At 70.0% G+C, this 21,069-nt stretch carries 21 protein-coding genes and 1 pseudogene; 1 reads left to right on the top strand and 21 read right to left on the bottom strand.

The features are described 5' to 3' along the window. Positions 1-12: 12 nt before the first annotated feature. The 20 genes and pseudogenes from ABD719_RS01200 to ABD719_RS01105 all read right to left on the bottom strand — a co-directional run bounded on the left by ABD719_RS01200 (position 13) and on the right by ABD719_RS01105 (position 15,670). The gene (locus tag ABD719_RS01200; RefSeq protein ID WP_425567097.1) at positions 13-378 is read right to left on the bottom strand and encodes an NlpC/P60 family protein; all 366 of its coding nucleotides are present in this window, start codon (positions 376-378) and stop codon (positions 13-15) included. Further along, positions 375-1,183 (bottom strand): annotated as a pseudogene (locus ABD719_RS01195) (DUF2163 domain-containing protein). Before ABD719_RS01195 ends, ABD719_RS01200 begins: the two are co-directional and overlap by 4 nt. After that, on the bottom strand, positions 1,180-3,474 hold the full coding sequence (locus ABD719_RS01190; RefSeq protein WP_344691479.1) for a DUF2460 domain-containing protein: 2,295 nt from the start codon (positions 3,472-3,474) through the stop codon (positions 1,180-1,182). Before ABD719_RS01190 ends, ABD719_RS01195 begins: the two are co-directional and overlap by 4 nt. Before the next feature lie 9 nt (positions 3,475-3,483). Continuing rightward, entirely contained in the window at positions 3,484-4,029 is a 546-nt protein-coding gene (locus ABD719_RS01185) for a tail tape measure protein (protein WP_344691477.1), read from the bottom strand. Further along, positions 4,022-4,216, bottom strand: coding sequence for a phage tail assembly chaperone (locus ABD719_RS01180; RefSeq protein ID WP_344691476.1), 195 nt, complete (start codon positions 4,214-4,216; stop codon positions 4,022-4,024). The genes ABD719_RS01185 and ABD719_RS01180 overlap by 8 nt, the downstream gene beginning before the upstream one ends. After that, a complete protein-coding gene (locus ABD719_RS01175) occupies positions 4,213-4,527 on the bottom strand; it encodes a gene transfer agent family protein (RefSeq protein ID WP_344691474.1) in 315 nt (104 codons plus the stop codon). Before ABD719_RS01175 ends, ABD719_RS01180 begins: the two co-directional genes overlap by 4 nt. Then, complete coding sequence (locus tag ABD719_RS01170; protein ID WP_344691472.1) at positions 4,524-4,928, bottom strand: phage major tail protein, TP901-1 family; 405 nt, start codon at positions 4,926-4,928, stop codon at positions 4,524-4,526. The genes ABD719_RS01175 and ABD719_RS01170 overlap by 4 nt, the downstream gene beginning before the upstream one ends. Then, positions 4,925-5,326 (bottom strand): DUF3168 domain-containing protein, encoded by a 402-nt coding sequence (locus tag ABD719_RS01165; protein ID WP_344691470.1) that lies wholly within the window; start codon positions 5,324-5,326, stop codon positions 4,925-4,927. Before ABD719_RS01165 ends, ABD719_RS01170 begins: the two co-directional genes overlap by 4 nt. Further along, complete coding sequence (locus ABD719_RS01160) at positions 5,323-5,472, bottom strand: hypothetical protein (protein ID WP_344691468.1); 150 nt, start codon at positions 5,470-5,472, stop codon at positions 5,323-5,325. Before ABD719_RS01160 ends, ABD719_RS01165 begins: the two co-directional genes overlap by 4 nt. Continuing rightward, a complete protein-coding gene (locus ABD719_RS01155) occupies positions 5,469-6,002 on the bottom strand; it encodes a head-tail connector protein (protein WP_344691466.1) in 534 nt (177 codons plus the stop codon). Before ABD719_RS01155 ends, ABD719_RS01160 begins: the two co-directional genes overlap by 4 nt. Before the next feature lie 54 nt (positions 6,003-6,056). After that, the gene (locus ABD719_RS01150) at positions 6,057-7,058 is read right to left on the bottom strand and encodes a phage major capsid protein (protein ID WP_344691464.1); all 1,002 of its coding nucleotides are present in this window, start codon (positions 7,056-7,058) and stop codon (positions 6,057-6,059) included. Between the two features lie 130 nt (positions 7,059-7,188). Further along, positions 7,189-7,572, bottom strand: a complete 384-nt coding sequence (locus ABD719_RS01145) for an HK97 family phage prohead protease (protein ID WP_344691462.1) — start codon at positions 7,570-7,572, stop codon at positions 7,189-7,191. A gap of 11 nt (positions 7,573-7,583) precedes the next feature. Beyond that, entirely contained in the window at positions 7,584-7,889 is a 306-nt protein-coding gene (locus ABD719_RS01140) for a DUF6127 family protein (protein WP_344691460.1), read from the bottom strand. A gap of 165 nt (positions 7,890-8,054) precedes the next feature. Further along, positions 8,055-9,161: a phage portal protein gene (locus ABD719_RS01135; RefSeq protein WP_344691458.1), complete on the bottom strand. Its 1,107-nt coding sequence runs from the start codon at positions 9,159-9,161 to the stop codon at positions 8,055-8,057. Between the two features lie 60 nt (positions 9,162-9,221). Next, positions 9,222-10,532 carry a DNA-packaging protein gene (locus ABD719_RS01130; protein WP_344691456.1) on the bottom strand — a complete coding sequence of 437 codons (1,311 nt, stop codon included), beginning with the start codon at positions 10,530-10,532 and terminating at the stop codon, positions 9,222-9,224. 3 nt (positions 10,533-10,535) lie between these two features. After that, on the bottom strand, positions 10,536-10,961 hold the full coding sequence (locus ABD719_RS01125) for a hypothetical protein (RefSeq protein ID WP_344691454.1): 426 nt from the start codon (positions 10,959-10,961) through the stop codon (positions 10,536-10,538). 424 nt (positions 10,962-11,385) lie between these two features. Next, complete coding sequence (locus tag ABD719_RS01120; RefSeq protein WP_344691452.1) at positions 11,386-12,648, bottom strand: adenosylmethionine--8-amino-7-oxononanoate transaminase; 1,263 nt, start codon at positions 12,646-12,648, stop codon at positions 11,386-11,388. Continuing rightward, on the bottom strand, positions 12,645-13,262 hold the full coding sequence (gene bioD / locus ABD719_RS01115; RefSeq protein WP_344691450.1) for a dethiobiotin synthase: 618 nt from the start codon (positions 13,260-13,262) through the stop codon (positions 12,645-12,647). Before bioD ends, ABD719_RS01120 begins: the two co-directional genes overlap by 4 nt. Next, positions 13,259-14,377 carry an 8-amino-7-oxononanoate synthase gene (locus ABD719_RS01110; protein WP_344691448.1) on the bottom strand — a complete coding sequence of 373 codons (1,119 nt, stop codon included), beginning with the start codon at positions 14,375-14,377 and terminating at the stop codon, positions 13,259-13,261. The genes bioD and ABD719_RS01110 overlap by 4 nt, the downstream gene beginning before the upstream one ends. Positions 14,378-14,446: 69 nt before the next feature. After that, entirely contained in the window at positions 14,447-15,670 is a 1,224-nt protein-coding gene (locus tag ABD719_RS01105; RefSeq protein WP_344691446.1) for an acyltransferase family protein, read from the bottom strand. Between the two features lie 272 nt (positions 15,671-15,942). Here ABD719_RS01105 and ABD719_RS01100 point away from each other — a divergent pair, with 272 nt between their 5' ends. After that, on the top strand, positions 15,943-17,802 hold the full coding sequence (locus tag ABD719_RS01100) for an ABC-F family ATP-binding cassette domain-containing protein (protein ID WP_344691443.1): 1,860 nt from the start codon (positions 15,943-15,945) through the stop codon (positions 17,800-17,802). Positions 17,803-17,950: 148 nt separating this feature from the next. Here ABD719_RS01100 and ABD719_RS01095 read toward each other — a convergent pair whose 3' ends face one another. Continuing rightward, complete coding sequence (locus tag ABD719_RS01095; protein WP_344691441.1) at positions 17,951-20,992, bottom strand: TonB-dependent receptor; 3,042 nt, start codon at positions 20,990-20,992, stop codon at positions 17,951-17,953. Positions 20,993-21,069 lie beyond the last annotated feature (77 nt).

The raw sequence follows: 21,069 nt of genomic DNA, 5'->3' as shown, positions 1-21,069 counted from the left end.
CCCGTTTTCGCCCTAAGCCTGCCGCCACGCCCCGATCACCGGCCAGGGCGGCATCCCCGGCCGCTCCACCACCCGGCCCAAGCCGGCATCGGCATGGATCATCCCGTCACCCGTCCAGATCGCGCAGTGCAGCTGTCCCGGGCCGGAGCGGACCAGCAGCAGGTCGCCCGCCGCCCACGCCGCCACCCGCATCAGCCGCGCGTCGAGCCACGCCGCCGCCACCGCCGCATCGCCCCCCCGCAGCCGATACCCGCCCGGCACCCCCCGCAATCCCAGCGCCAGCGCCGCCAGCCCCACGCAGTCCAGCCCGTCCCCATCCCGTCCCTGCCACCGGAACCGCACCCCCAGCAGCGCCCTGGCGCGCGTCACCGCGCTCAATTGCCGGGCCACCGCGTCAGCAGGTCGATCCCCGGCAAATGCGGTTCCCCTCGAAAGTTCGCGGCGTTGCCGAACCGGGTCGCGCAGGTCGCCAGCGACTTGTCGCACCCCTCCGCCACTTCCACGAGCACCCCCGCCACCACTGCGAACACCGGTGGCGAGCGCAGCGTCACCACCGCCCCCGCCGATCGGGCGACGGCGCTCTCCAGCCCGCCATTCGCACCGCCGAACCAGCGCAGCGTGCCGCCGCCCCAGCCATCCGCCACCGGTTCTTCGGCATCCAGCACCAGCGTCGCGCCGTCTGCCGACACCACCCGCGCGAACCGCCGCCGCGCCGCCATCGCCACCCGGCACCGCCGGTCGCCCAGCGTGGCGCGACATTCGGGCGAGGTGTCCTCCACCGCCGCCGGTCCAGCGCCGCGCCCGGCCCGGTCAGTTCGGCGGAGAAGCGGCCGTCCGCCATCTCCACCGCCCCGATCACGCCCTCGCCCAGATCGACCCTGCTTGCACCCCCGGTCCAGTCGACCGCGAACACCGCCACCCGCGCGCCGTCCCAGCGCCCTGCCAGCAGGTCGCGCCCGTCGATCGCCGCGCCGTCCAGCGCGCCGGCCACCTCCATCGTGTCCGCCTCCAGCCCGATCTCGCGGCGGACGGCGGAGGGCACCATGCCGGGCGCGGCGCGGTGGATCAGCCCGTCGATATCCAGATCGCGATGGTGCGCGGTCAGCCCGATCGCCACTCCGTCGCGCCGCTCGATCCGCCAGCACAACGCCACCGTCGCCAGTTCCGCGTCCAGCCAGCTCACGCGGCCACCTCGCGCAGTTCGATCAGCGGCACCGACGCGGCCATTCCCGCCCGGAAGGTCGCACGGCTCACAGCCAGCCGGTCCTCGGCGAAGCGCACCGGCACGTCGAAGCGGAACGACGCGGTCACCGCCGCCCCCGCCGCCGGTGGCACGTCCAGCACCGCCCATCCCCCCGGCTCCATCGCAAAGCCGGTCGCGATCCCGTCCACCTGCACCACGACGCTGCCCGCCTCCGGCCGGGTGATCCGCCGCACGCTGTCGCCATACCGCTTCACCAGCGCGAACCGCCGCCCCGCGCCATCGCCCGTGCCGATCAGCACGCCCGCCGCCTGCCAGTCGAACGGGTCGCGCAGGCGAAACCCGCGCGCCGGCCCTATCCGCGCTCGGTAGAAGTCGAGCAGCGCGGCGATATCCTCCTCCGATCGCAGCCCCGGCCCGACATCATACGTCGCCCGCGCCTCCGCCCACGCCGCGTTGCGCTGTTCCGCGCCGCCGCCCGCGGTCATCACCTGAGTCGAAAAGGTCGGCGCCACCTCCGCCTCGCGCCCCAGCGCCAGCGGAAACGCCACGTCGTCGAATGCCTGCACGGTGTCCTCCCCCGATGTGTCGAAATGGACGAAGCCGTCGCGCATCACCTGCGGCAGCGCCCACAGCACCGTCATCGCGACGCCCCGTGCCCGCGCCGTCTCCGCCGCCGCCTCGATCGCCCGCCACTGCGCGGACTGGTCGGGCCGCAACACGAAGCCCGACAGGTAATGCTGGCGGGTCGCCGGATAGCCCAGCCGCGCTTCCGCCGCCGCGACCCCGCGCGCGGTCGACACCGCATCGCCCGCCGCCGCCCAGTCGTAATCCTCCAGTTGCAGCACGTCGAAGGCGGGGCTCGCCCAGCCGACCGGCATGTTCGCGCGCTTCGCCTCGGGCGCGGCGGGATCGAGCACGGTCGGCAGATAGGTCAGCAGATGGCTGACGCAGCCGCCACCGCCCGCGTCGATCACAGCGCTTTTCGCCGCCGCCACCAGCGCCGCGGTCGATGCCGCCAGGCACGCCCCCGCCCGATCCAGCGTCTCGCGCTGCGCCGCCGTCATTGCCCCTCGCATCGACGCGATCGGCACCGGCGCGAACGCCACCACCGCCGCCGCGTCGTACAGGCAGGGCCGGTGCCCGTCCGGCTGCACCCACCACCACGGCTCGCCGACCTGAAACTTCGGCGACAGTCCCGCCGCCACCGCGATCGCCATGAACGCCGCCGCCACGGCCCGCAGATACGCCATCGCCCCGTCATGCGCCGGGCTGAGCAGCGTCGACGGCGGTTCCCACCCGGTCAGCGCCGGCGATCCGTCCGCCGCCCGCTGCTTCCAGTCCTGCCAGCAATGCGCGTCGAACAGTTCGTACGACAGCGACCAGATCACGTCATAACCCAGCGCCCGCGCCCGGCCCGCGAAATCGCGATGCCACGCCGCGCACGGCCCGTTCAGCACGCCACCCGCCAGACTGACGTAAAACCCGTCACCCTGCCGTTCGAGCCGGAAATAATGGCTCATCCCGACATAATGGACGATCGCCCCGCGATACCCCAGATGCAGCGCGTTGCGCAGCAGCCGGGCCGGCGTCAGGTCGTAACTGTCGTCATAGCCGCTGGCGATCGCCAGCCCGTGTTCGGGCACCACCGCCGCGCCGATCGCCAGCACCGATCCCGGTCCCTCGCACACCATGTCGCTCAGCTCCGCCCAGCCCTCCGCCGGCATCGCCAGCGGTTCGGCCGAGCCGGTATGCCCCGGCGGCACCAGCGACACGAACATCCGGTCGATGTCCCCCGCCCAGACCGGATCGGCCTCCTGCGGGTGCAGGAACCCGCCGGCGACCTGCGCGAAATCGATCGCCACCGCCGCATCCTCGGGCGTGCCGGTCGCATAGTTCCACAGCCGCACATACCACGCCCGCGCCACGCCCTGCTCGTCGCGCCCCTCGATCGTCAGCACCGGGCCGTTCACCGCGTCCAACGGTATGATCCCGCCCGACCGCCACCGGAACCGCAGGCGGCAGTCGCGGAAATCGCGCGCCGTCTCGTACCGCAGCAGGACATGGTCGACCCGGTCCTCCGATGCCCAGATCAGCCCCGCCAGATCGTCCCCTCGGTGGAACACCGCCTCCACCCGCAACGCATCCGGCGCGGTCGTGACGACCGACGCCATCATCGGCCGGGGGAAGTTCACCGTCCAGAACCGCGGATCGAACCGCGCGATCACATCCTCCGCCTGCACCGTCCGTGCCCGCGCCAGCCAATGCCCCATATCGCTCCCTCACCCCTCGGCCAGCGCCGCCCGCACCGCGCGCGCCACCTGCCGGCTGGACTGCATCAGCACCCCCGGCGCCGTGCCGGCTGCGGCGTTGACGGTGATCGCCACCCGCACCTCGCGCGGGGATGCCGCCGCGATCGACTCGATCCGTCCGTACCCCGTGGGCACGAACAGCTCCGGTCCCCGCTCGCCGACCGTATAGGCGCGGCCCGCCGTCACCGGCCCGCCCGTCGCCCGCCCCGGCGCGCCCAGCAGCCCGGCCAAGGCCGATCCCAATCCGCCATCCCCCAGCAACGCCCGCACGCCCCCGCGCAGCGCCGCCCCGGCGATATCGTCCAGCGCGCGCAACGCCGTGGCGCGCAGGTCGTCGAACCCCAGCTTGCCGCCGCGCACCGCGCGCAGCAGCGATCCCTCGATCAGCCGCCCCGCCCGCTCCGCGCCCTCGCCCAGCCCGCCGCCCAGCTCGCCGCGCATCTGCGCCACGTCGCGGGCGAAGCCGGCGGTGTCCGCGCGCACCGCGATCACCAGCCGCTCGATTTCCTCATCCATCCGGAAACGCCTCCCTCAATCGTGCGATCGTCGCCGGGTCGGGCGGCGCCGCCATCTCGCCCGCCAGCGCCCCGACCACCGCCGCCACCTCCGCCGGCGTCGCGGCCCAGAATGCGGCGGGCGACCAGCCCAGCACCGCTCCCGCCTGTCCCGCCAGCCGCCCGGCGGCTTGCGCGAAGGTCGTCATCGCCCCGCCAGTATCTGCCCCAGCAGCACCCGCAGCGGCGGCGTCGCCATCGCCAGCCCACGCGCCGCCACCGCCTCACCCAGCGCCGCGCGCGTCAGCCAGTCGGGCCGATCGACGACGCAGTGCCAGAACAACGCCACCGTCTCGGCCAGCGACAGCCGCCCGGCCGCCGCCCGCTCGACCAGTTCAAACAGCGACCCCAGTTCGCCCTCCGCCGCGACCAGCGCCGCGAAGGACGGGCGCAGCACCACCGCCTCGCCGTTCACCCGCAGATCCGCCTCGCCCCGCACCGGGTTCGCCGCCGCGCTCACGCCGCCACCACCTGACCGGAACTCTCCAGCGACAAGGTGTACGACCGCTCGCCGTTGAAATCCCCGGCATAGTCCAGCCGCGTGACCAGGAACCGCCCGGTCATCGTCTCGCCGCCCTCGAAGCTCAGCCGGTAATCGTCCAGCATGCCCGACAGCGCATGGCCGCGCAGCCGCGCTTCCGCCGCCGATCCGGTGAACACCCCCGCGCCCGACACGCTGACCGATCGCACCCCCGCGCCCGACAGCAATTGCCGCCAGCCGCCCGAATCCTTGTTGGTCACCACCACCGCCTCGCCGTTGACGGACAGCTGCGTCGTGCGCAGCCCCGCCACGGTTGCAAAAACGGGAGGCGTCGCCCCGTCGCCCACCTTCAGCAGGAATGCGCTGCCCTTCTCGATCATCGTTCCGTCTCCCCCATCCTGACCATGAACTCCGCGGTGCCCGTCCACCGCTCCCCCGACCCCTGCCCGCTGCGGGCCATCCGGCTGCGCAGGAACCGCAACTGCACCAGCCGCCATCCCGCCCCCAGGTCGGACGGCATCTCCGGCAGCCAGTCCTCGACCGCCGCCAGCAGCCCGCGCAGCCGCACCGGCCGTTCGCCGCCATCGGCCAGCGTCACCGCCAGCCGCCCCTCCCGCCCGCGCCAGTCCTTCGTGCCCCAGTCCGCCAGCACCGGTTCCTCGACCAGCGCATGGGGCAGGGCGGCACGCACCGGCGGCGCATCGAACACCGCCACGTCGCGCAACGCCGGCGCGGCGCGCAGCCGGGCGACCACCCCCGCGATCAGCAACGCCCTCACCGCAGCGCCCCCGCCGGCCAGCGCAGCACTGATCGCGGCCCCTGCAGCACCAGATCGTCGCCCCGCTCCGTCACCGGCAGCGCCGCGATCAGCCGTGCGCGCACCCGCGCCATCGCCCGCTCGGCGATACGCTCGACCGCGCTCACGCCCCGATCCCCAGCCGCCGGTACGGCCGCCACAGCGCCGCCACCGCCGCCGGCGGCGCGGCCCCGCCGCCGCGATGTTCCCACAGATGCACCGCCAGCATCACCACGCCCTGCGCCACCGGCCCCGGCACCGCGCCCCACCGCGCCGCCGTGCCCGCGGCGTAGCGCACCGTCGCGGTCGTGCCGGCGGGCAGCATCACCCGCCCCCGCCCCGCCGCATCGATGTCGATCGCATGATCTGCCAGCCCGACGCCGGTGACCTCGGTGATCGCTGTCACCGGCCGCTGCCGCAGCACCTGCCAGCCGCCGGTGCCGGTCAGCACCTCCTCGCAGGGCCGCGCCGCCAGCGCCACGCCGCACCAGATCTCCGCCGCCTCCAGCGCGGTACGGACGAGGCGGGTCAGCAGCCCGTCCTCGTCATGCCCCGTCAGGCGCAGCAATTCCCGCGCCGCCCCGACCGCCCCTGCGATCGTGGCCGCCGGGACCCCCGTGTCAGCCAACCCCGTCTCGGTCACCCCCGTCTCAGCCATGCCCGTCTCCCCCCGGCGACCCCCGCTCCACCGGAACGGGGGTGCCCGTCATCGTCAGTTCGCGGCGAATTTCAGCAGCTTGATCGCCTCCGCGTTCATCACGCAGCCGCCGATCCGCTTGGTCGCGTAGAAGCTGACGAACGGCTTGTTCGAATAGGGATCGCGCAGGATCGCGGTCTCGCCCCGTTCCGCGATCAGATATCCCGCGCGGAAATTGCCGAACGCGACCGACGGCGTACCCGCGGCGATATCGGGCATCTCCTCCGCCTCGACCACCGGATAGCCGAGCAGCGTTGCCGGTTGCCCCGCACTCAGCGACGGTTGCCACACGAACGCGCCATCATTGGTCTTGAACTTGCGGATGCGCGCCAGCGTGCCGGCGTTCATCACGAAGCACGCCCCCTGCCGGTACGGCGCACGCAACAACTGGACGAGGTCGATCAGCCGGTCCTGGGGGTTGGCGCCGAAATCGCCCGTCGTCCCGCTGATCAGATGCTGGATCGTCCCGAACGGGCGCACCCCGTCCCCCGCCGGCGAGGTCGGCCCGGCCAGGAACCCCTTTGGCTGGTTCACGCCATTGCCGTTGACGAACGCCGCGCCCTCGGCCCGGCCGAACTCGGTCGCGATCTCCCCGGCCAGCCATTCCTCCACGTCGAACGCGGCATCGTCCAGCATCGCCTGGCTGGCGCTGGGATTGGCATAGAGCTCGCCCGATGGCGGCGCGATCTCCTGGAACACCGGCGTCGCGGTGCCCGGCCGCGCCGCCACCTCCGATGCCCAGCCGGACGGCGTGCCCCCCGTCGTCACCAGCTTGCGATACCCCGCCGAGCCGACCTTCACCACGTTGGCGATCTGCCGGATCGGCGAGGCCGTCACCAGCGCGCGGTCGATCGTCGCATCGATCTCACGCGGGACCGCATAACCGCCGGCATCCCCCGATACGCCGGTGAACGCCTTCATCTCGATCGTCGCGCCCGTCCGCACGAACCCCGCGAACGCCGCACCCGTTTCCTGCACCCGTGCGCCATCCAGCGCCGGCCTGTCGACCACGTCCATGTCATTCCCCCCTTGATGAAACTGTCAGAAAACCCGTGAAACCTTCCGCCCCCTCCGTTCGGCCTGAGCGCGGTCGAAGGCCCCCTCTCCTCAAGGTGCTTCGACTGCGCTCGGCACGAACGGCCGGGGTTCAGCGGTCGTCGGTTTCGAAAACCCGCGAAATCCGCGCGTGCGGCTGCATCGGCACCGCGACCAGACTCACCTCGACCAGCGTCACGCGCAGCAGTTCGCGCCGCGCGCCCTGCCGCACCGCCAGCGGCCGGTATCCCACCGACAACCCCGCCACCGCGCCCCGCCGCACCAGCAGCGCCAGCTCGGGATCGTCGACCCGTCCCGTCACGCGCAGGCCGTCCGCATCCTCGCCGATCGCCTCGATCGCCCCCACCGGATGCCCATGATGCGCCAGCAGCAGCGGCACCGGATCGACCGGACCAAAGGCGCCGGCCCGCATCACGTCGCCCGCCCGGTCCACCCGGTCGAACCGCGCGGCATAGCCCTCAAACCGCACGCTCACTCCAGCCACGCTCACTCCAGCCACGCCGCGAAACCCAGCCGCATCGCGAGGCCCGCCAGCAGCAGCGCCATCACCAGCCGCATCGCCCAGCCCAGCACCGCCTTCCACGCCGATTTCTTGGCGTCGCGCCACGCGCCCAGCAGGTCGCGCAGTTCGGCCAGATCGGCCTGCGCCTTCTCGTCGGCCAGCCCCAGCCGCGTCATCGCGCGCGTCGCGCCCAGTTCGCCCGCCTCCTCCGCGATCGCGCGCAGGGACAGCAGGTCGCCCCCCTCGCGCGTCACCTGCGCCATCAGTTCCGCCAGTACCGCCCCGGTCATGTCCCGCCCCTCCCTTTAGTGCGTCACCCTCCCTACTTCCCCGGCGGACGCCGGGGCCCAGTTGGGGAGGCTTGGATCGTCGATCGTAAACGTTCGCCCAACTGGACCCCGGCGTCCGCCGGGGAGGTATTTGACGGGGAGCGCCGACAACCCCGGCGATCCCCCTCACGACAGGCCCAGAAGCGCCCGCTTCTCCTTCCCGGTCAGGAAATCCGCGCCAGACACCGCGCGCCATTGCGTCTCGCGGTCCTCCGCCAGCGCCGGCACCCGGTCCATGTCGACCGCCAGCCGCGCCTCGTCGAACCAGCCCGCCAGCCCCTGCGCCAATCCCTCCAGCACCGTCGCCGCCAGCGGCAGCACCGCCAGCCGCCACAGCGCGCGGTTCGCCTCGCGGTAATTGGCGTGGGTCGAATCCCCGGCCAATCCCAGCAGCATCGGCGGCACTCCGAAGGCCAGCGCGATCTCCCGCGCCGCCGCCGCCCTGGTGCCCGCAAAGTCCATGTCCGCCGGCGACAGGCTCATCGCCTGCCAGCGTAGGCCCCCTTCCAGCAGCATCGGCCGCCCGGCATTGCCCGCGCCGCTGAACGCATCCATCTCGCCCTTCAGCCGGTCGTACTGTTCCGCCGACAGCGCGCTGCCGTCACCCGGATCGTAGACCAGCGCACCCGATGGCCGCGCCGCATTGTCCAGCAGCGCCTTGGCCCAGCGGGTGGCGGCATTGTGGATCGCCACCGCCCCCGCCGCCGCGCCCAGGCACCCCTGCCCGTAATGATCGTCCAGCGGGTTGAACCGCTTCAGGTGGATCACCTCCGGCCGCACCGGGTCCGCCGACAGCCGCGCCGTGCGCTCGCCCACCCGGTACCGGTATGCCGCCGGCCAGCCGCCCGCATCCGTCTCCACCGTCACCCGCTCGGGCCGCAGCGCATAGAGTTCGGCCGCCTGCCCCTCCGCATCGCGCAGCACCTGGATATAGGCGTTGCCGTGCAGCAGCAGTTGCGCCGACACCGTCTCCAGCAGCGCCTGCCCGCCCGACCGAGCCGTCACCAGCGCGACCAGTCCCGGATCGGACCCGGTCAGCGGTGCCGCGCCCACGCCCTCCGCCACCAGCCGCACTGCGCGCTGCGCCACCGCATTGCCGGCATAGGCGTCGCGCAACTGCGCCTCGTAGCTGCGCGGCCATTCCCCCACGATCGGCACCCCCGACCGCGAGACGGACCCCGATAACGCCGGACGCGACTCCCCGCGCCCGGCCTTGCGACCGAACAGTCTCATGTCTTCGTCCTTTCCATCTTCACGCCCCTCCCCCTGACGGGGTGGGGAGCAGCAACGTCGTCAGAGTTCCCGCACCGACGCCACGGCCTTTGGCGGCTCCATCAGGAACGACGCCGCCCACACCAGCGCATCCGCGCGGTCGGGCGATCGCCCCGGCCCGTCATAGCCCGCCGGGCTCAACCCGCAGAGTTCGTCCTCCAGCTCGGGCCATTGCCCGCAATGCCGGATGCGCCCCGACGGATACAGCGCCGACACCGGCTCGGCCCGCGCGCCCTTGCCCTGATGCGCGAAGGCCAGCTTCACCGGCATGTCGGGCCAGACGGAGCGCAGCACGCTCTCGACCATCGCCCCGCCCTGGTTCGATTCCGCCACCACCCGGTCGGCGCCGTGCCGCGCCGCGCAGGCCGCCACCGCGCGCGCCCAGCCCTCCGGCGTCATCCCGCGCACGCTGGCATCCTCCAGCACGTAACCAATCCCGCCTTCGCACCGGCCGATCGCCACGATCCCGCAGGCATCGCCCTTCGTCCCCGCCGGCGGATCGACGCCCACCACTACCCGCACAAGCGGCGGCGGCGCGATCACGCGGTGCGCGTCCAGCAGGTCGCGGGTCCAGAACGCGTCCGCCACCTCCTCCACCAGATCGCCCTCCAGTTCCTGCCGGCCCAGCCGCGTGCCCGCATATTGCGCGTGGAACGTCGCCTGCACGGTATCGGACAAGTTGGTGTTGTCGCTGGTCCGCCCCCGCGTCTCGATCAGTCCCGGCATCGCCATGATCCGCCGCATCAGGCGCGTCGGGCGCGGCGTCGTCGTCACCACCGTCTGCGGCCGGTCCCCGATCCGCAGGCCGAGCATCAGATTGTCCCATGTCGCCTCCGCATGTCGCCATTTCGCCAGTTCGTCGCACCACGCGACATCGTGTTCGGGGCCGCGCAGCTTCTCCGGCGCCTCCGCCGAATAGACGAAGGCGCGGGCGCCCGACGCGAAGGTGAATTCGCCGGTGCCGCTGCGCCATTCATGGTGTTCGCCGTGCCGGCACAGCGCGATCAGCCCGCTCGCCCCCTCCACCATCACCGCGCGCACCTCGTCCATCGTCGCGCCGACCAGCGCGATCCGCGCCTCGGGCCGCGCCCGCGCCATCGCGCTCACCCACTCCGCGCCGGCCCGCGTCTTGCCGAAGCCGCGCCCCGCCCGGATCAGCCACACCGTCCAGTCGTCGCCGACCGGCAGCTGCCCGTCATGCGCCCAGATCGGCCAGTGATCGTCGAGCACGCGCCGCTCGTCCTCGCTCAATTTCTTCAACGCGCCCGGCCATTCCTCGCGCGGGTACGCCGCCAGTTGCCCGACCAGCGCGCGCAGCATCGCCCCCCTCATGCCTCACCCCTCCTTGCCCCGCCGCCGTCGCCGGTCGAGCGCGTCCAGCTTGCGCAGCAGCGACCGTTCCACCGTCTCGATCGCCACCTGCCGCCCGCGCACCGTCGCGGGCGCGCCCTTCCCCCGCGCCTCGCGCCGCGCCAGCATCTCCAGCACCTGCTTGCGGTCGACCCCCGCCGCCAGCGGTTCGCCCAGTGCCGCGGCCAGCAGCATCGTCTCGACCTGCCGGCAGCCCTCCTCCAGCGCGGTATCCCACGCGGTGCGGAACGCCTCGTCGCCCAGCCGCAACCGATAGAAGCAGCGGGTGCCCATCCCGGCCTCGCGCGCCGCGCGGGTGACGTTCGCCGTCATCCCCAGCACTTCCAGAAAGCGCCGCCGCACCGCCCTGCCCGGCAACCGTCCGGTCGCCGCCCCCGTTTCCCCACCCATGCACCCGCTCCCCCGAGCCGCCGAGGCGACGGGCGGACCCCGGAACCCCCCGTTCCGCCGTCCGCACCGCCGTTCCTCAGCGTTCCCGTTATGTACCCAAATAGCCGGCCGGTGTCAAGAGAAATGTACCCATTTGGTTCAAAGTCCGTCATTGCGAGCACAGCGAAGCAATCCATGACTTCAAGCGTCATCGCCCGGATCGTCCCGCAACGCGTAACAAGATGGGTTCACGCGGAGACGCGGAGCAGAAGAAAAGTCGCGGTATCACGCACGTCTCGCCCGACGCCGCAGGCGTCCTAACATCATCGCCGGACTACGCGGCCCCATCCACCGGGCCGGCCCTCGCCGCCACTTCTTCTCCGCGTCTCCGCGTCTCCGCGCCTCCGCGCGAACAACCCTTCTTCGACTCCGCACCCGCCCGCCCCTACAGCGCGTCGCAAGCCTCCCCGATCGCCGCATACACCCGGTCCAGATCATCCTCGCCGATGCAATAGGGCGGCATCACGTACACCGTATTCCCCAGCGGCCGCAGCAACAGGTCCCGCTCGCGGAAGAACGCCAGCAGCCGCGGTCCCAACGCCGCGAGATAGCCGTCCCCGCCCCCGCCGATCTCCAGCGCCGCGATCGTGCCCAGCGTCCGCACGCCCGTCACCCGTGGATGGTCGACCAGCGCCGCGACCCGCACCGCCTGCCGCGTCGCCAGCGTCGCGATCCGTTCCCGCACCGGCTCGTCCCGCCAGATCGCCAGATTCGCCACCGCCGCCGCGCAGGCCAGCGGGTTGGCGGTGTAGCTGGACGAGTGGAAGAACATCCGTGTCCGGTCCGCATCGAAATGCGCGTCCCACACCGCCTCGCTCGCCATCGTCACCGCCAGCGGTACCGCGCCCCCGGTCAGCCCCTTGGACAGGCACAGGATGTCGGGCACGATCCCCGCCTGCTCGCCCGCCAGCAGCGTGCCCGTCCGGCCCCAGCCGGTCATCACCTCGTCGCTGATGAACAGCACGCCGGCGTCCGCGCAGATCGCCCGCATCGCGGCCAGCACCGCCGGCGGGTACGTCAGCATCCCGCCCGCCCCCAGCACCAGCGGCTCGACGATGAACGCCGCCGCATGCTGGTCCACACAGGCCCGCGCCAGCGCCTCCAGCGTCGCCTGCTCATGGCCGGCAGCAGGAAACGGGATCGTCGCGACGTCGAACAGCAACGGCGCATAGGCGCGGTTGAACACGCCGCGCTGCCCCACCGACATCGCGCCGATCGTGTCGCCGTGATAGCCATGTTCCAGCACCAGGATGCGGTGCCGCGCCTCGCCCCGTGCCTGCCAGTAACCCAGCGCCATCTTCAGCGCGACCTCGACCGCGGTCGATCCCGAATCGGAATAGAATACCCGCGTCAGTTGCTCGGGCATGATCGCCCGCAACCCCCGCGCCAGTTCTTCGGCGGGTTCGTGCGTCCAGCCGGCGAAGATGATCTGGTCCAGCCGTTCCGCCTGCTCGCGCATCGCCGCGACGATGCGAGGGTGGCGATGCCCGTGCGTCGTCACCCACCATGACGAGATCGCATCGACGATCCGCCGCCCGCCCCCGACTTTATCCGCGCCCGTGAAAATCGCCGCCCCCTCGGCATGGGTCACCAGCGGGATCGGTTCGCCCAGCCCATGCTGCGTGAACGGATGCCAGACCGCGCTCACCGGAAATCCTCTACGTCGAAATGCGCCGCGAACGCTGCCGCCAGCGTCCCCGCGTCCAGCCGGTCGAGCCGTGGCAACCGCCCCAGCCGCTTCACCCCGCCGATCGCCGCGATCGTCGCCTCGCTGTCCGCCACCGCTTCGCCGACGAACGCGATGCCCCGCACCGCCAGTCCGCGCGTGCGCAACGCCTCGATCGACAACAGGCTGTGGCTGATCGTGCCCAGCCCGGTCCGCGCCACCAGCACCACCGGCGCGCCCCAGCGCGCGAACAGGTCCGCAAACGACAGGTCCCGCGTCACCGGCACCAGCACCCCGCCCGCGCCCTCCACCACCAGCCGCCCGTCCACCTTTGGCAACGCCAGCCGGGCCGGATCGATCGTCACCCCGTCGATCTCGGCGGCGTGGTGCGGCGAACACGGCGTCCGCAGCCGATACGCCTCGGGCAGCACGCGGTCCCCCGGCACCCCCAGCCGCACCACCGTGCCGGCGTCGGTGCCGTCTTCGAGGCCCGCCTGCACCGGCTTCCAGTAATGCGCGCCCAGCGCCACCGTCAGCGCGGTGGCGAACACCGTCTTGCCGACATCGGTGTCGGTTCCCGTCACCACGATCGTCACGCCCGCACCTCCCGCAGGATATCGGCCAGTCCCGCGATATCCGCCTCGCCCACGTTCAGCGTCAGCGAAATCCGCAGCCGCGCGGTTCCCGCCGGCACCGTCGGCGGTCTGATCCCGCGCACGTCATATCCCGCCGCCTGGACCGCCGCCGCAATTGCCATCGCCGCGCCGTCGTCCCCCACCGGCAGCGTCATGATCTGCGATCCCGTCACGCCCACCCCCACCGGCGCCAGCAGCGTTTCGGCCTGCGCCACCTGCGCCCACAGCCGCGCGCGCCGGTCCGGCTCGTCCGCCACGATCCGCAACGCCTCCTCGACCGCGCAGGCCATCAGCGGCGACGGCGCGGTGGAAAAGATGAAGCCCCGCCCCCGGTTGACCAGGAAATCGCATGCCACCGCCGGCCCGCACACCAGCGCGCCCTCGCACCCCAGCGCCTTGCCACAAGTGCGCAGGGTGATGACGTTCTCCCGCCCGTCCAGCCCCGCCGCCAGCCCACGTCCGTCGGGACCGAACACGCCGGTGGCATGGGCCTCGTCGATCAGGAGTATCGCGTCATGCCGGTCGGCGATCTCAGCCAGTGCGGCCAGCGGCGCGCGGTCGCCGTCCATACTGTAAAGGCTTTCCACCGCGATCCACGGCGTCCCTCTGCCGTCGTCGCGCCGCCAGCGAACGATCGCATCCTCGACCGCATCGGCATCGTTATGCGCCGCCGCCACGAACGTCGCCCGGCCCAGCCGCATCCCCTCATGCGCGCTGGCATGGATCAGCGCGTCGTGGACGATCAGGTCGCCCCGCTGCGGCAGCGTCGCGAACAGCGCCGCATTCGCCGCGAAGCCGCTGGCGAAGAACAACGTCGCCGCCGTTCCGAAGAAACGCGCCGCCGCCGTCTCCAGCGCCTCATGCTCGGGCGCATTGCCACGCAGCAGCCGTGATCCACCGGACCCGACCGCCACGCCGCGCTCCAGCGCCGCCGCCACCGCCCCACGCAACCGCGCCGACCCGGCCAGCCCCAGATAATCGTTGGACGAGAAGTCCACGCCCCGCCGCGGCGCCAGCGCCCGCCGACGATCCTGAAGCGACAAACGGGCGAGATCGTTGCGATGGTCGATCAGCATGGACGCGCTTTAGGCAATTATCTCGCGACTGCCGACCCCGGATACGTAGCCATGCCCGCCTACGCGTCTTCAGCGATAAGGGATTATCGATGCCGAACGATAGGCGGAGTCCCGTAAGCCGGACAGGAATGCATACGCGTAACGCGCATCGAACCAGTTCGGCCGGCGGTAAAGCCACCAGCCACCGGCTGCGCCAGCGATGCGGTGCAGCAGCAATCCCCCGCCTACGCCAGCCGCAACAAGCACGACCGGCGCCAGATAGGCGCCTGCCCCCTCCCAGCCCAGCACGGCGCCGCGCGCCAGCAGGATCATCGGCACATGGGCGAGATAGATCGGCAGCGTATTGCGACCGATCTTGCCGAAAACAGCCACCAGATGATGCGACCACGTCAGCATACGGCACAGGTACATGATCGTCAGGGACACCAGTACGGTTTCCAGGCCCTGGAACACATAGATGCCCAGACCTTCGTGAATTACTGATTCGGAGTAATGAAACCCAACCGTGCCCGTCATCAACGTCAACAGCGTGCCCCAACGAAAGGGGGATGCGACCAGGCGATTGATCTGCTGATGGAAGAATATCCCACCGAAGAAGAACATCGCCATGCGCGGCATACTGGCGGCCGCCAACTGGTTGGCGAACCATTCGAATTGATACGTCAGGCCATTGCCGACGACCAAAAGGATAATGATGACATGCTTGGGGACGTCGCGAAGCGCGTATGCCAGCCCCGTGAAAATCACCAGCGACCAGATGAACCACATTTCGGATGTCGGATTGATCCATTCCAGGATCATCTTCCCGCAAAGATCGGCAATACCGGTCTGATCGCCGGCCGCGACCACATGCGCCACCAGATTCACCGGCATCCACAGGGCATACAGCCACATGAGCTGCGCGATCCGGCCCATCACCTCGCGGCGCTCTTTCCGGGCGATGTTCTTAATCAGATAGCCGCTGATCATCATCAGGACCGGCATACGGATATTGGCGAGGAAGGCGTTGAAATGAACATACAACGCCGGAACCTGGCTTTCCGAAAGATAGCCCCAGCAGCAGGCGTGAAACATCACCACGAGGATGACGGTCAGACCACGCATGAAATCGAAATAGGGGATTCGCTGCTTGACGCCGGCGTCGCTCTCCATCGGCTGCTGCCATGGCTTAGCTGCATCGGCCCGGGCCAATTGCGGTCGCACATCGGGGAGGTCGGCAATGCGATACCCGGAACGCCGGGCGGTAAAGCCCGGCATCATGTCCAGCCCGGTGATCCATTTCCTGTAGTCCACCCCAACCCCCTTTTTCGGTGCAGCGCACAATGACCTGGCGGCTATCGCTACTGAGTCGTTGATCGGGAACGACGATGTCCGGCAGCCTGATTAATCATCTTAATGACGAATGGTTATCATAAAGTAACCACCTTTTTGAAGCCATTTTGGGGCATTCGCGTTTTTGTTCCCAACACACTGTCCTGCTTGAAAATAATTCTGACAGCTTGATGGACGCTCCCTTTCCCATCCCCGCTCGCACCTGCAGCACAAATCTGCTACCGGCCCTGCCCATGCTCAACCTGAACGGCATCACCGTGCGCCTCGGCGGCCGCACGATCCTCGACGGCGCGTCGGCGGCGCTTCCTCCCGGCAGCCGGGTCGGCCTGATCGGCCGCAACGGCGCCGGCAAGTCGACCATGGTCCGCGTCATCGCCGGCCTGCTCGAACCCGACGAGGGCACGGCCGAAATGCCGCGCGGCAGTCGCCTCGGCTACATCGCGCAGGAGGCACCGGCCGGTCAGGAGACGCCGTTCGACACGGTGCTGGCCGCCGACAAGGAACGCGCCGCGCTGATGATCGAGAGCGAGACGTGCGAGGACCCCGATCGCCTCGGCGACGTGTACGAGCGGCTGATCGCGATCGACGCCTATACCGCCCCCGCCCGCGCCGCGCAGATCCTGCTCGGCCTCGGCTTCGACGAGGGGATGCAGGCGCAGCCGCTCGACAGCTTCTCGGGCGGCTGGAAGATGCGCGTCGCGCTCGCCGCGCTGCTGTTCTCGCAGCCCGACGTGCTGCTGCTCGACGAACCGTCGAACCACCTCGATCTCGAAGCCGTCATGTGGCTGGAGGATTTCCTGAAATCCTATCAGGCGACGATCGTCGTCGTCAGCCACGAACGCGATTTCCTCAACAACGTCGTCGATCACATCCTCCACCTCCAGGGCGGCAAGATCACGCTCTATCCCGGCGGCTACGACGCGTTCGAGCGTCAGCGCGCCGAACGCATGGCGCAGCTCGCCGCGGCCAAGGCCAATCAGGACGTGCAGCGCGCCAAGCTGCAGGATTACGTCGCGCGCAATTCCGCCCGCGCCTCCACCGCCAAGCAGGCGCAGAGCCGGCAGAAGATGCTGGCGAAGATGCAGCCGATCGCCGAACTCGCCAACGATCCCTCGCTGTCGTTCGACTTCCCCGATCCCAGCGAACTCAGGCCCCCGCTCATCACGCTCGACATGGCGTCGGTCGGTTACAGCGAAACCCCGATCCTCAAGCGGCTCAACATGCGTCTCGACCCGGACGACCGCGTCGCGCTGCTCGGCCGCAACGGCAACGGCAAGACCACGCTCGCCCGCCTGCTCGCCGCGCAGCTGACGCCGATCGACGGCGAGATGAATGCGTCGGGCAAGATGAAGGTCGGCTATTTCACCCAGTATCAGGTCGAGGAGCTGGACGCCGACGATACCCCGCTCGAACACATGACCCGCATCATGAAGGGGTCCAGCCCCGCCGCGGTGCGCAGCCAGCTCGGGCGTTTCGGCTTTTCCGGCGACAAGGCGATCGGCAAGGTCGGCAAGATGTCCGGCGGCGAGAAGGCGCGGCTCGCGCTGGCGCTCATCACCCGCGACGCGCCGCACCTCCTGATCCTCGACGAACCGACCAACCACCTCGACGTCGACGCGCGCGAGGCGCTGGTGCAGGCGCTCAACGCCTATACCGGCGCCGTCGTGCTGGTCAGCCACGATCGCCACATGCTGGAACTGACCGCCGACCGCCTCGTGCTGGTCGACAACGGCACCGCGAAGGAATTCGACGGCAGCCTCGACGATTACATCGCCTTCGTCCTCAAGGGCGATGCGCCCGCGGCGGGCGCGACCAAGGCGGATCGCAAGGCGAACAAGAAGGCGGTGGCCGACGCCCGCGACCGCGAGACCGCGCTGCGCAAGACGATCCGCGATCTGGAGGCCGACACCGCCCGCCTGACCACCGAGCGCAACGCGATCGACCGCGCGATGTTCGACCCCGCCGGGGCCGAACCCCGGTTCGCGAAGATGGGCATGGGCGACCTGAACAAGCGCCGCGCCGAGGTGCAGGCCAGGATCGACGCGGTCGAGGCGAAATGGCTGGAAGCGACCGAGGCGCTGGAGGCGGCGTAACCGCTCTACCGCCCCCCGATCCGTCCCCCCGATCCGTCATTGCGAGGAGCGCAGCGACGCGGCAATCCAAAGGCCGCGCGCACGGCGCTCCGGATTGCTTCGCTACGTTCGCAACGACGGATCAGGTCGAACCTGTACCGTCAGCTCCTCAGAACTTCCCCCGCACCCCGAACGAGATCGTGGTGCCGTTGAAGAACGAATTGTCCCGCCGCGTCTTGCCGTTGCCGTTCGGCTGATCGGGATTGTCGTAATAGGTGTAGACGTTGGTGTTGGTGATGTTCAGCGCATCGACCCGGAACTCGATATAGTCGTTCAGACGGAAACTGGCGGTCGCATCCAGGAACCCCTGCGGCGCGGTATAGGGAATCTGGTCGTTACCCTGGTTGACGTCGGTCTGCCCGGTCTTTGCGCGGTAATTATACGATCCGCGCAGCGAGAACGGTCCCTTCTCGTAGAAACCGGTGATGCTGTACGAATAATCGGGCACGCCGGCCTGGATGCCCACCCGCTTGCCCGACGACGAGACGAAATCGGTGCCGGTCTGGTCGATCAGCGTGAAGCTGCTCGTCACGCCCAGCCCGTCGAACGGCTTGGGCAGGAAGGTGAAGTTCTGCTGGTACGCGACTTCCAGCCCCTTCAGCGACAGCTGGTTCTGGTTGACGATGATCGTGCGGCGCACGAGGAAGTCATCGGGGATCTGGCCGTTCGGGAAGCCCAGCGACACCGCGTTGAACACCGTCGGCGGTACGCCCAGCGAGCCGAACGTCACGAAATCCTGCACCGCGAACGGCCGGTCGGTGATGTCCTTCTTGAACACGCCGACGCTGAACAGCGCGCCCGGCGCGAAATACCATTCCACCACCGCATCATATTGCGAGGCGAGCTGCGGGCGCAGGTCGGGATTGCCCTGCGTCACGTCGGCGTTGAACGGGTTGGGGATCAGCGTGCTGCCCGCGATCGTCGACAGCGCGTTGCGCGTGATCGTCTGCCCCGCCGAGGCGCGCAGCGTCAGGTTCTCGCGCAGGTCGAACGCCAGGCTGGCAGACGGCAGGAAATTGTCATACCCGCCGCGCCGTGTCGCGGGGCTGAAACCGCCCCGCCCGTTCGCCACGAAATTGTCGACGACGGTCTTCGTATCCGAATACCGCAGACCGGCATTGCCGCGCAGTTCGCTGCCCAGCAGCGGCATCTTGAAATCCACTTCGAAGAAGCCGGTCGCCACCTGCTCCTCCGCCTTGAACGCACCGTTCAACTGCACCGGCGACGCGATGTTCGATCCGTGCGCGTCCAGCGTTCCCTCGATGAAGTTGCGCGGGAAGGTGGCGAACTGCGACGGGAAACCGCTGTTGCCGCCGTTGCGCAGCGGCCCGATCGGGATCGTCGGATTCATGTTGGCGAATACGTCGATCGTGCGGAACGTGCCGCCACCCGGCAGGGTGCGGGCCTGGGCGATGGCGCTGCCGTCGCGCCGCTCGATCTGCTTGATCGTGGAGACGTAGCTGCCGCCCAGCCGCAGCGTGAACAGCCGGTCGTTATCGTCGACCAGCCGCCAGTCGGCCATCGCCCGCGCGGTGCGCTGCTTGTCCAGTTCGTCGTCGCGGCCGAAGCCCAGCGTCGGCACCACATAGTTGCGCGGGTTGGTCGGATCGATCGTGGAGGTGATCGTCGGATAGGTGACGTTGCCGGTCGGATCGAACGTCGTCGTCGCGCCATAGATGTTGCTCGCGATCCGGTTGCCTTCCTTGTAGGCCCGGCTGTCGCTCAGATTCCCTTGCGCGGACACCTTCAACCGGTCGGTCACGTCATAGGCGGCCCGCACGATGCCGTAGCGGAACTTGGTCTCGCTGGTGCGGTACAGGCTTTCGGTGACGATGTTGGTGTTGCCGAACGTGCCGTACAGATTGTTGTACTCGTCCAGTTGCACGCCTAGCGGGATGATGCCCGAATTGGTGCCGCGCCCCGGCAGGTCGGTGGTGGTCGCGGTGGTGCGGCTGTTCCGCACCGCCACGCCCCAGGTATATTCGTCGCCGATATCCTTCAGCTGCGAATAGATGCCGTCGACGCTGACATCGAGCCGGTCGGTCTTGTACTGGAGCGAGCCGACCAGTCCCAGCCGCTCGCGATCATTGTCCGATGCGAACACGCGGTAGAAGCGCGGCAGCAGCCCGTTATTGACCTGCGCGGCGGTCAGCCCACCCAGATTGGCGCGCGGATTGCTGGTATCCAGCTGGAACTCGAACGGGCCGACCAGCGGTCGGGCCTGCCCGGCCGGGGTGCGATAGCCGCGCGACCCGATCTCCGACGAGTTGTAGCCACCGGTCGACTGGAAGCCCGACCGCTCGTTGACCGTCTTCGAATAGGCGACGCCCAGCAGCGCGCCGAAATTGCCGATCGTGTCGCTCAGCAACAGCGAGCCGCGCGGCCCCCATTTCTTCGACTGGGTGTTGTAGTTCGCCTGGCCGGTATAGCGGATCACCCGCCCCTTGCTGTCGAACGGACGCGGCGTCTGCAGGTCGACATTGCCGCCGATCCCGCCCTCTTCCAGATTGGCGAGCGGCGTCTTGTACACGTCGACGCGGCCGAACAGTTCGGAGGGGAACACGTCGTAGTTGAAGTTGCGCGACGATCCGCCCGCGTCGAGCGAGGAGGTGGAGCGCACCGGCGCCATGTTGATCGTCGTCACCACGAAGTCGGACGGCAGGCCGCGGATGCTGATCCGCTGCCCCTCGTTGGACGCGCCGTCGCGGCTCAGGATCACGCCGGGGATGCGCTGCAGCGAATCGGCGACGTTCGCCTCGGGGAACTTGCCGATATCCTCCGCGACGATCGAATCGCGCACGCCGACCGCCTCGCGCTTCAGGGCCAGCCCTTCGGCCAGACTGCGGCGGAAACCGGTGACGACGATATCCTCGCCTCCCTCCGCCGCCTGATCCGCGCCGTCGGTCGCGGTGGGGCCGGGCGAGGGACCGGTGGCGGTCGGCACATCGGCCGCCTGGGCCGGGGCCGCGCTGTTGTCGGGGGTAACGCCGGTGGGTACCGCGCCTTGCGGTGAGGATGTCGTCGGCTGGGTCGCCGACTGGGCCGCCTGACCGGCGGGTTCGCCGGTCGTCCGGGCCGCGGCGCCCGTCGCCGTCAGCATGACCGCCATCGCACCGGATGCGACTGCGCCCTTCAGAATCGACTTCCTCACAACCATCCCCTCTTGCCTGCCTGTTACCGGCCTGCAGATAGTTGTCATACATATCAGCGATGCGTCAACCGTGCTTA

It is taken from the genome of Sphingomonas cynarae, assembly GCF_039537815.1.
Taxonomy (GTDB): domain Bacteria; phylum Pseudomonadota; class Alphaproteobacteria; order Sphingomonadales; family Sphingomonadaceae; genus Sphingomonas; species Sphingomonas cynarae.
Note: the sequence above shows the minus strand (reverse complement) of the source record. Positions and strands in the feature narration are given on the sequence as shown.

Bases quoted from the DNA above. Each gene is read 5' to 3' on its own strand.
- ABD719_RS01110 (WP_344691448.1), bottom strand. From the start codon at position 14,377: ATGCTGATCGACCATCGCAACGATCTCGCCCGTTTGTCGCTTCAGGAT.
- ABD719_RS01185 (WP_344691477.1), bottom strand. From the start codon at position 4,029: ATGGATGAGGAAATCGAGCGGCTGGTGATCGCGGTGCGCGCGGACACC.
- ABD719_RS01150 (WP_344691464.1), bottom strand. From the start codon at position 7,058: ATGGACGTGGTCGACAGGCCGGCGCTGGATGGCGCACGGGTGCAGGAA.
- ABD719_RS01100 (WP_344691443.1), top strand. From the start codon at position 15,943: ATGCTCAACCTGAACGGCATCACCGTGCGCCTCGGCGGCCGCACGATC.
- ABD719_RS01130 (WP_344691456.1), bottom strand. From the start codon at position 10,532: ATGAGGGGGGCGATGCTGCGCGCGCTGGTCGGGCAACTGGCGGCGTAC.
- ABD719_RS01170 (WP_344691472.1), bottom strand. From the start codon at position 4,928: ATGATCGAGAAGGGCAGCGCATTCCTGCTGAAGGTGGGCGACGGGGCG.
- ABD719_RS01135 (WP_344691458.1), bottom strand. From the start codon at position 9,161: ATGAGACTGTTCGGTCGCAAGGCCGGGCGCGGGGAGTCGCGTCCGGCG.
- ABD719_RS01125 (WP_344691454.1), bottom strand. From the start codon at position 10,961: ATGGGTGGGGAAACGGGGGCGGCGACCGGACGGTTGCCGGGCAGGGCG.
- ABD719_RS01190 (WP_344691479.1), bottom strand. From the start codon at position 3,474: ATGGGGCATTGGCTGGCGCGGGCACGGACGGTGCAGGCGGAGGATGTG.
- ABD719_RS01140 (WP_344691460.1), bottom strand. From the start codon at position 7,889: ATGACCGGGGCGGTACTGGCGGAACTGATGGCGCAGGTGACGCGCGAG.
- ABD719_RS01180 (WP_344691476.1), bottom strand. From the start codon at position 4,216: ATGACGACCTTCGCGCAAGCCGCCGGGCGGCTGGCGGGACAGGCGGGA.
- ABD719_RS01155 (WP_344691466.1), bottom strand. From the start codon at position 6,002: ATGGCTGAGACGGGGGTGACCGAGACGGGGTTGGCTGACACGGGGGTC.